We start from the raw sequence: 3,395 nt of genomic DNA on the forward strand, positions 1-3,395 counted from the left end.
GAAAATTCACAGCTGATCTAATTAGTAAAACAGACGTTCTGTGTTTCAATGATACAAATGGAACAGCTACTATAAAAGTAAATAATTCTACAGATTATCAATATAGCCTTGATAACGGTGTTTCCTGGATTGTAGCTTCTGTAGATGCTAATTCACAATTTACAGTAGACAATCTAGCACCGGGTGAACATACCATTTTAGTAAAAAGTGTGAGTATTCCATGTGTGTATAAAAGCATGAATGTATTAGGTCTCGGAACACAGTTATATCAGCCGGGATCAGCCAGACCAAACGAAACAACTCGTGCTGTATTAGAATCTCTTACTAATTTTGGATCGGCAAGTGATTATGTGAAAACAGCTGGAGTTACTATTACAAATGGAAAAATGACCAGAGGAACAGCTCTTAAAACTTTAATAGACAATAATAAAACAGATATTATTGTAATGGGATACCCTTATAATGTAGATGATGCTACCGTTACTGTTTTAGTAGATTTTATAAAAAATAAACAAGGAGTCGTTATTTATTATAATGAAGACAGGAATGCTTCAAAAAGATTACATAATGCTTTATATGGTACCGGAATTTCTGTTGGAGCACATGGTTCTGGAGGATCTCTCTATAAGTTACCATCAATAACGGACCCTATTTTAAATGGACCTTTTGGAGACATTAGAGGAAAATACTGGGGAGAAGATAATGGTACAACCGTTTATTTTACCGGATTACCGGCAGCAGATATTGTTTCTTATACAACCACTTTGAATGGTTCAGGAGGAGTAAATGCTTTTAGAGATGCGAGATTCGGATATTTCTATGCAGGAGACGGTGGTTTTGCAGCAGGATATAAAACAAATAATAGTAGCAATATACGTTACGCAGCAAAAACGGATGCGAATTCATTCCCTATTGCTAAACCAAAATATGGTAATGTTATTGCTGCGAATCGTGTGGATGTTTATAACAGTGTGTTTTATGCTAATACACTAGCTTGGGCAATGGAATATGTGCAAAGAAATACTGTTCCGATCATAATATCCGTACCGGTAACAATTGTGAAGCCTGAGGAATTAACACTTTCAGTAGAGAAACAGACTTTGATCACTTGTAATGCCGTTACCGTAGAACTGAAAGCAGAAGGCGGATCAGGTCACAATGAATATGTATTAGAATTTCCTAACGGAAGAACATTGACTCAGTCCAAATATGAATTTGCCGGTCTGATGGTAAAAGGAAAATATACAGTAACCGTAACAGATAGTAATGGTTGTTCGGCAGTTGTTTCATTTGATCTGATAGAATCAGAAGAGATTGTTGCTACTGTCACACAGGATTGCTCTTCCTATGATTTTATTGTTGATATAACAGGAGGGAAGCCTTATATAATAGAAGGAGAACCCAATTATTATATGAAAGAAGTAGGTGTGGAAGGTGCTAGTTGGCAGAAAACAGGCACAAAGTTTAGTTCCACCAAATTACCGGGAACCCATAAATTTACGATTCGTGATCAGTTAGGTTGTATAACAGAAATAAGCATAGATGTTCCGGAACGATTTATCGCTTCAGCAACATTACAAAAAGATCTGGATTGTTCAGCAGATTCCAGAGCAGATATAAAATTAACAGTACAAGGAGGCATTGCTCCTTTTCAGTATCAGATTTATAAAGACGGAGCACCTATAGGCTCCTTAGTTGAACTGACAGGAGTAACAATAGATTATAAAACAGCAGAACCGGGAAGCTATACTTTTAAAGTTATAGATTCTTTTAAAGATAAAGAAGGCAAAGGTTGTGAATATACAACAGCTGAAGTAGTGGTCGGACCATTAGTGTCTCCTGTTGTAACAGCAACTCCGGAAGCAGTTATTAAGTGTCACGGTTCAGAAACCGGAGTGATTAAAGTAAAAGTTATCCAAGGGAAAGCTCCTTATGTAATTACAGTTGTTAATACAGATACCAATACAGATTATGGAACTCAGACGACAGGCTTACCTGCCGGGAATTATAAAGTAACCGTTGTTGACGATAAGAAATGCAGTGCTTTTGTAACCGTAAAAATCGAAGAGAAAGAAGCTGTTACATTCAGTTATACAAAAGAGAATATCTTATGTGGTCCGGAGGGAGGAACAGAAACTACCATTAAAGGTAAGATTCATATTGCGAATGTTACAGGAGGAACCGCCCCTTATACGTATTATCTGAGAGACAGTTTCGGAAACAGATTACAAACTTCCGGATCAACAACTGATTTGAATTATTCCTTTAATATTCTGGAATTTGGGTTTTATGATGTTGAAGTGATTGACGTCAACGGTTGTTCGGAAACAGAAACGAAAATTAAAATAGCATCACCTCCAGATGATCTGGATATTGATATAGCTTCGTCCGCTGTAGATTGTACAACTCTAGGTTCAGTACAACTTACAGTTAAAGGTAATTTATTAGGTGCAGGACCCTACTTTTTTGCTGTTTATTATAAAGGTATTCCAGATTATACTCCGGGACATCCCGATTATCATCCGGCAGACAGCATGGATGGTTTGTCTACCACTTTTAATAATCTTATTCCCGGTATTACCTATAGTTTTATAGTATATGACAGTACTACAAAGTGTTATTATTACAAAACGGCAGATACAGCTATTCCTACATTATCGACACTGACTTCTATAATTATCCCTAAAAATGTTACCTGTATAGGAAATGGAGATGGAAAAGTAAGTTTCACTATTGAGGGGTATAAATCAGATGCTGATTCTGTAGATTATGTAGTTTATTCTGCATTAAGTAATAAGCCGATAATTGGAATAGGTGGAAATAAAAGTGTAGTAGGAGTAAACTCTGTTACAGTAGATGATTTGGGACCTTTAGTTCCGGGAGAATATTTTATTTTATTTACAGAGAAAGTAGGATTAACGAATAGTTGTACTCAAGTTTCTAAAAATTTTGTTATTTCCGAGGCAACTAACATGTTAACCATGTCAGCAAGTGTAACAAAAAATGCGAATTGTAATGCAAAAGGACAGATCACAGTAATAGCAACAGGCGGAGCAGGTAAATACAAATATTCTATTATGCCGGATACAGGAGGAATAACTATTGATCCTCCGACAGATATAGATTGGTTTGAAAGCTCTGTTTTTTCAACTATAGCAGGTAATTATATTGTTTATGTTAAAGATGAGAATGGCTGTATCGAGGGATCTCAAGTCACTTTACCAGAAGATCCGAAACCGGAATTTACTGCAACTCTTGTTAATGAATGCGCAGCAGAAGGTAAATTTAGTATTAGAGTGAAGAGAGAGCCTATTGCAGACGAAGAAGAAGACAAAAAAGTAGGACCGTATACCTATAGTCTGGACGGAAGTGCATTTGTTTCAAAATCAGATGAT

The 3,395-nt window shown here is 36.3% G+C and carries 1 pseudogene; it reads left to right on the forward strand.

The annotated features are described in order from the left end of the window. Positions 1-3,395 (forward strand): annotated as a pseudogene (locus AC4FQX_RS15000) (hypothetical protein); the annotation flags it as partial.

Source organism: Flavobacterium sp. AK-301, assembly GCF_058310215.1.